Raw genomic sequence first — 5,955 nt, forward strand, 5'->3', positions numbered from 1 at the left:
CGCGCGCGGGGGGGGGGGGGTGTGGTGGGTGGGTTGGTTTTGGGGGCGCGCGCGCGCCCGGGCCCGCCGCGCGCGGCGCCCTCCTGTGGCTCCGCCCCCCCCCCCCCGCCTCGGGGGTCGTCGACGACCGGCTACTTCACGACGTTCTCCCGGACGATCGCCTCACCGATCACGGTCAGCCGACCGCTGCCGTCGTACGGCAACGTCGCCTGCATCCGCACCGGCATGATCCCCGGCCCGTCGGCGGGGTCGACGGTCAGCCGGTACGTCACCGTGCGACTCGCGCCCGGCGCCAGGGGGAAGGTGGCCGACTTGCCGCCCGTCGCGTAGTCCATGCCGCTTCCGGGCGACATGCTCAACTGGGTCCAGGCGCCGCCGTCCTGACGCTCCAGCTTGCCGGCGTTCATCGGGATCGGACTGTCCGGCGTCCCCGGGTACGGGTCGGTGAAGACCAGCGGCTGGACCGACGGCAGGTTGGCCGTGCCGGTGTTCCGGTACGTCACCGAGAAGGTCACCGGCCCGTCCTTCGCGGACACCATCCCGCCCGGCAGGAACCCGCTCTGCGTGACGGCGACGGTCGTGCTGGTCACCGGATCCGCCGACGGCGTCGCCGCCCCCGGCGCCTTGTGGCCGCTGACGTCCAGGCTGTTGACGATCGACTGCAGGCCGGCCTGGTAGTCGCTCTTGAGACCGACCGCCGAGACGAACACCTGGTCCTTGGGCAGGGCCCAGACCTGCGCCGTGAAGGCGGACTTGCCGCAGGTCGCCTGCCACTGCGACTTGAGGGCGGAGCGGCCGGAAACGGTGGGGGTGCTCTTCACCGGACCGGTGCTGTTGATCGCTTCGCCCGTGGGCGCGTGCGGATTGTCCCAGACCGGGCAGTAGGGCTGGGAGCTCCAACCCGAACTCGTGTCCATGAAGCCGAGCTTGGGCCAACCGCCGGCGTCGACGTCCTCCTGGGTGTTGTAGGCCGTGACCATGACGCCGTACGGCTCACAGGTGTTCTGGGTCCAGCCCTGCGGCAACTGGGTCGGCGCGCCGGGGCTCATGACGCACAGGGTGTTGTCCGCCGTCGGCACCGCCTTCCAGCCCGCCGGGACCTTGAACTTGACGCCCCGGAAGGTGTACGGCGTCGACGGGCCCACCGGGGGTGCGGTGTTGGTGGCCGACGCGGAGGACGTCGGTGTGCCGTCGGCAAGCGGGACCTCGGTCTCGGGGTCGCCCGTCGGGGTGCCGGTGTCGGTGGGGGTGGCCGACGGGGTGGGGGTCGGCTCGGCGGTCGGGCTGGGGCTCGGGGCGGCCGTCAGGGTGGCGGCCGGGGGCGGGACCTGGTCGTGGGCGACCGGTTCGCCGTGGAAGGTGAGCACGCCGAGCGCCATCGCGGCGGCCAGGCCGAACGGGACGGCGACGGTGTACACCGGGCGCAGCCGGCGGATCCGGTGCTTCGGGGGCGCGGCCGGGCGCAGGCTGTTCGCCGTCACCAGGGCGGCGCGCGCACCCAGTGCCTCGCGGAGCAGCCGTTCCGTCGGTGTCTCGGCCGGCTCGTCGCCGTCGCCGCCGCTGCGGCGGTGGAGCTTGTCGGTCATCGAACCTTCTCCAGGTGCTTTTCCAAGGCGTCCAGGGCGCGACTGGCCGTGGACTTCACGGCGCCCCGGGACAGTCCCAGGGTCTCGGCTATCTGCGCCTCCGACAGGTCGGACCAGTAGCGCAGCACCAGCACCTCCCGCTGGCGTGGAGTCAACTCCTGCAGGGCCACGAGCACCCGCCGGTGCTCGTCGTTGAGGACCGCGTGGTCCTCGGCGGACGGGGCGTCGGCCTCGTGCGGCGGCACGTACTCGCGGGCGGTCTTGCGGCGGCGCAGCATCGAGCGGGCACCGTTGACCACCGAGGTCCGCAGGTAGCCGAGGGCGTTGTCGAGGTCGTCCAGCTCCTCGCCGTGGCGCTGGTACAGCTGCGTGAAGGCGTCCTGGACGACGTCCTCGGCCAGGTCCTGGTGGTCGACCAGCATCACGGCCATCCGGACCAGGCCGAGCCGGTGCGCGTGGTAGAGGTCGGTCAGGGTGGGCCGGTCCTCGGCCGGCTTGCGGCCGCCGCGCAGCAGCCGGAAGCCGGACCGGCGCTGCTTGGCCTCCTGCTCGGTGGTGGGGCCGGCGAGCGGCTCGCCGGCCTCCTGAGCGCCGAACAGCGCGGTGACCACCCCTCGGATGGTGAATCCGCGCGCCCCCTTCGGCGCGACGATCGGCCCGATGGCCATGGACATCTGCGTTTCCGCTTTCCCCCGGGACGGTGACGGCGTTCGCCGGACCGTCACATCACCTGATCAAGATCGTGATCGGAGGGATCTTCCCAGTCGCCCTCGGCCCGGTTCGCTCCGCCCCCGTACCCATGGACGTGTGGCGGGGGTGGAGGTTGCAGGTGGGTTCGAAGAAATTTCCGAGGTGGCCGGGACGGCTACACTCACCGGCAATTCCGCCACCCGTGAGCAGGGGGTTCGCATGGCCGAGCAGGACGTCGAGGACCCGGTCGGCACCGACGCGGCGGCCGGGCCGGGCCGGCGCCCGGTGTCCGTCGCCATCGGGCGGCGGCCGGAGCCCGTGCACGACGTCGCGGTGTACGCCTTCGAGGGCATGGCGCCGTTCGAACTCGGCGTCGTGGTCGAGGTCTTCGGACTGGCCCGGCCCGAGCTGGCCGGGCTGCTGGCGACGCCCTGGTACGGGCTGAAGGTGTGCGCCGACCGGCCCGGGACGGCCCTGGACGCGGTGGGCGGCTTCACGCTGACCGCCCGGCACGGGCTGGACGAACTGGCGGCGGCCGACACCGTGGTGGTGCCCGGGGTGCCGAACGCGTTCGGCGGCACGGTCTCCCCCGGGCTGGTCGCGGCGCTGCGCACCGCGCACGAGCGCGGCGCCCGGATCGTGTCGATCTGCTCGGGCGCCTTCGCGCTGGCCGCCGCCGGACTGCTGGACGGCCGGGACGCGACCACCCACTGGCGGTACGCCGAGCTGCTCCAACAGCGCCACCCGGCGGTGCGGGTCAATCCGGACGTGCTGTACGTGGACAACGGCGACGTGCTCACCAGTGCGGGCAGCGCGGCCGGGATCGACCTCTGCCTGCACCTGGTCCGCCGGGACCACGGCGCCAGGGTGGCCAACGCCGTGGCCCGCCGCTTCGTGGTGGCGCCGCACCGGGACGGCGGGCAGGCCCAGTTCATCGAGGCGGCGGTCCGGCCGGTCGAGGAGGACGACGACGGCGTCGCCCGCAGCATGCAGTGGGCGCTGGACCACCTCTCCTCGCCGCTGACCGTCCCGGTGCTGGCCCGCGCCGCCCGGATGTCGGACCGCTCGTACCTGCGGCACTTCACCGCCCGCAACGGGACCAGCCCGATGCGCTGGGTCGTCACCCAGCGCATCGCGGCCAGCCTGCCGCTGCTGGAGTCACCGGACGGGACGGTGGAGGAGATCGCCGCGGCGGTCGGCTTCGAGAGCTCCGCGACCTTCCGGCACCACTTCGGCCGGGTGATGCGGACCTCGCCGACCGCCTACCGGCGCTCCTTCGGGCGCGGGGTGGCGTAGTCCCTGCGCGGTCCGGCGGCTCAGGCCTGCTCGCGCCGGTCCGCGTTGGCGACGATGGCGTCGTGCAGCCACTGTGCCAGGCCCGGCGCGATCTCCTCGTACATGTTCGTCCAGCGCGGGTCGGAGACGTACAGGCCGGCCAGACCGCGGTGGATGGTGAACGTGCAGTCGTAGAAGTTCCGGCAGATGTGCTGCCGGTGCGCCTCGGCGAGGTCGGTGGCCACCCGGCCGTCGGCGGGCTCGCCGGCGGTGAGCGCCTCGGCCAGGCGGGTGTTGAGCCCGGTCATCTCGGCCTGGATCCGCTCCCAGTCGGCCTTGGAGTAGCTGCCGGTGCGGCGCTGCGACTCGGCCCAGGCCTCGGTGTCGCCCCAGCGCTGCTCGGCCTCCTGCTCCCAGTCCTCCTGGTAGCCCTCGCCGAAGATCTCGAACTTCTCCTCCGGGGTCAGCTGAATGCCCATTCTCCGTGCCTCCATGGCGTGTTCGACGGCTGTGGCGAGGTCCTGGAGGTGCCTGATCCGGTCGGTCAGCAGTCGGTGCTGCCGCCGGAGGTGCTCGCTCGGGCTGACCGAGCGGTCGTCCAGGATCGCCGCGATCTCCTCCAGGGGGAAGCCGAGCTCGCGGTAGAAGAGGATCTGCTGCAGCCGGTCGAGGTCGGAGTCCACGTACCGGCGGTAGCCGGACCGGGTACGGCCGGCGGGGGACAGCAGACCGATCTCGTCGTAGTGGTGCAGGGTGCGGACGGTCACCTTGGCGATCTTCGCCACGGTGCCGACCGAGTAGCCCTCAGCGGTCATCGGAATTCCTCCCTGGTGCTGACCACCACCCTCGGCTCTCACGTCGCGTGAGGGTCAAGCCGCCATCGCGGGCACCTTCGACGGTGCCCCGGCGGGCCGCTTCGACGGTGCCTCGGCGGACCCCTTCGCGGGGCCCTTCCCGGGGCCCTTCCCGGGGCCCGGCACCCGGCTTCCCCGGGCGTCGGGTCCTCAGGCGTCGGCGCCGACCAGCTCCCGCTCGCGCCGCCGGGCCGACCGGCGTCCGCCGCCGTCGCCCTGGGCGCCGGCCCGCGGCCGGCGGGGCTGCTGGGTGGGCCAGAGCAGCACGTAGGCGGCGGAGACCACCACGAAGGCCAGCCGGACGAAGCCGCGGGCCGAGTCGGACGGGAGCAGCAGCGTGCCGCCGTACAGCGCGGCCAGCGCGATCCAGCTCCACCAGGGGACGAGCCGCTTCTGCCCGACCGCGTCCCAGAGCAGGGTGCCGAGCAGGATCGAGGCCGTGTAGTAGGTGTAGACGCTCGGGTCGAGCAGGATCCGGGCGTCCGCGCCGAGCAGCACCACGGCCGGCCAGCGGCCGCGCCACACGGCGATGCTGCCGAGGCCCAGGCCGAGCGCGAACTGGGTCGGGCGGTCCCACCAGGGGGTGGCGGGGTCGGTCACCCCGAACCAGCGCAGCGCGGACGCGGGCTGGTTGGGGATGGTGAACTTGGCCGCCGCCATGGTGTCCAGGTTGCCCAGGTAGAACGGCAGCCAGGCGATCGCCACCAGGGCGGCGAACCAGAGCGCGGTGCGCAGCCAGGCGGGCCGGGGCAGCGCCAGGATCAGCGGGGCGAAGGCGATCGCCCAGGGCTTGGAATCGACCGCCAGCGCCAGGAAGATCGCGACCTGGGTGGGCTTGCCGCGGGCCAGGGCGTGTGCGGCGAGGGTGGTGAAGAACAGCGCGAGGACGTCGTCCAGGTGCGCGAAGCGGACCGACACCTCGACCCACATCGGGATGAAGGCCAGTCCGGCGATCAGCAGGCGCTGCTGGAGCCGGCGGTGGTTGGTGCCGGTGCCCAGGTAGTAGAGGGCCGCGGTGCGGCCGACCACGACCAGCATCACCAGGCCGAGCGCGGCGCTCGCCGCCTCCGCAACCAGCTGGCCGGTGTGCGGCGAGAACGGGGCGGTGAGCCGGGCCGCGGCCAGGCTCACCGGGCCGATCTGCAGCTCCGGGTGATGGGCGTAGAGCGACAGTCCACCGTCGGACTGGCCGCTGAAGAGCAGCTGCTCGCCCTGGCGCAGGTAGTGCCAGGAGAAGCCGCCGCTCGGTTCGACCAGGAAGAACCAGAGCACCGTCCAGGCGACCAGCAGGACGTGGTGTCTCCGCAGTGGGAGACCCGCGATGCGCCCGGTCGTCGCCTCGTAGTCGGTGGTGGTCCGTGCCGTGCGTACTTCCCGCACCTGTCCTCTCCCCGCCGGTTCCGCCCCCCTCCGGCCGGACATCCTATGTGACGCAGGAGTACCGCCCGTGGGGGCCGGCGGGGGCGGGCGGGGTGGGGGGGGGGGGCGCGGGGGGCCCCCGGGATAGGGTTACCCAGGAGCTCCCGGCCCCCGCCCGGGGCGCGGCCCGC

The 5,955-nt window shown here is 73.4% G+C and carries 5 protein-coding genes; 1 reads left to right on the top strand and 4 read right to left on the bottom strand.

The window, feature by feature from the left end; all coding sequences use genetic code 11:
* Positions 1 to 131 precede the first annotated feature (131 nt).
* Together ACFV0O_RS05925 and ACFV0O_RS05930 are read right to left on the bottom strand one after the other, a co-directional pair.
* Positions 132 to 1,586, bottom strand: coding sequence for a hypothetical protein (locus tag ACFV0O_RS05925; protein WP_380336908.1), 1,455 nt, complete (start codon positions 1,584 to 1,586; stop codon positions 132 to 134).
* A complete protein-coding gene (locus ACFV0O_RS05930; protein ID WP_380336910.1) occupies positions 1,583 to 2,260 on the bottom strand; it encodes an RNA polymerase sigma factor in 678 nt (225 codons plus the stop codon). The genes ACFV0O_RS05925 and ACFV0O_RS05930 overlap by 4 nt, the downstream gene beginning before the upstream one ends.
* 235 nt (positions 2,261 to 2,495) lie before the next feature.
* On the opposite strand from ACFV0O_RS05930, the gene ACFV0O_RS05935 reads away from it, so the two are divergent.
* Positions 2,496 to 3,572, top strand: coding sequence for a helix-turn-helix domain-containing protein (locus ACFV0O_RS05935; protein WP_380336912.1), 1,077 nt, complete (start codon positions 2,496 to 2,498; stop codon positions 3,570 to 3,572).
* A 20-nt stretch (positions 3,573 to 3,592) separates the two neighbouring features.
* On the opposite strand, the gene ACFV0O_RS05940 is transcribed toward ACFV0O_RS05935, so the two are convergent.
* Both ACFV0O_RS05940 and ACFV0O_RS05945 read right to left on the bottom strand, forming a co-directional pair.
* Positions 3,593 to 4,366: a MerR family transcriptional regulator gene (locus tag ACFV0O_RS05940; protein WP_380336915.1), complete on the bottom strand. Its 774-nt coding sequence runs from the start codon at positions 4,364 to 4,366 to the stop codon at positions 3,593 to 3,595.
* 189 nt (positions 4,367 to 4,555) lie between these two features.
* A complete protein-coding gene (locus ACFV0O_RS05945) occupies positions 4,556 to 5,785 on the bottom strand; it encodes a hypothetical protein (protein ID WP_380336918.1) in 1,230 nt (409 codons plus the stop codon).
* Between the last annotated feature and the right edge of the window lie 170 nt (positions 5,786 to 5,955).

The sequence above is a fragment of the Kitasatospora sp. NPDC059577 genome, assembly GCF_042735475.1.
Lineage (GTDB): Bacteria > Actinomycetota > Actinomycetes > Streptomycetales > Streptomycetaceae > Kitasatospora.

Coding starts and splice junctions, on each gene's coding strand:
- ACFV0O_RS05925 (WP_380336908.1), bottom strand. CDS start 1,586: ATGACCGACAAGCTCCACCGCCGCAGCGGCGGCGACGGCGACGAGCCG.
- ACFV0O_RS05940 (WP_380336915.1), bottom strand. CDS start 4,366: ATGACCGCTGAGGGCTACTCGGTCGGCACCGTGGCGAAGATCGCCAAG.
- ACFV0O_RS05930 (WP_380336910.1), bottom strand. CDS start 2,260: ATGTCCATGGCCATCGGGCCGATCGTCGCGCCGAAGGGGGCGCGCGGA.
- ACFV0O_RS05935 (WP_380336912.1), top strand. CDS start 2,496: ATGGCCGAGCAGGACGTCGAGGACCCGGTCGGCACCGACGCGGCGGCC.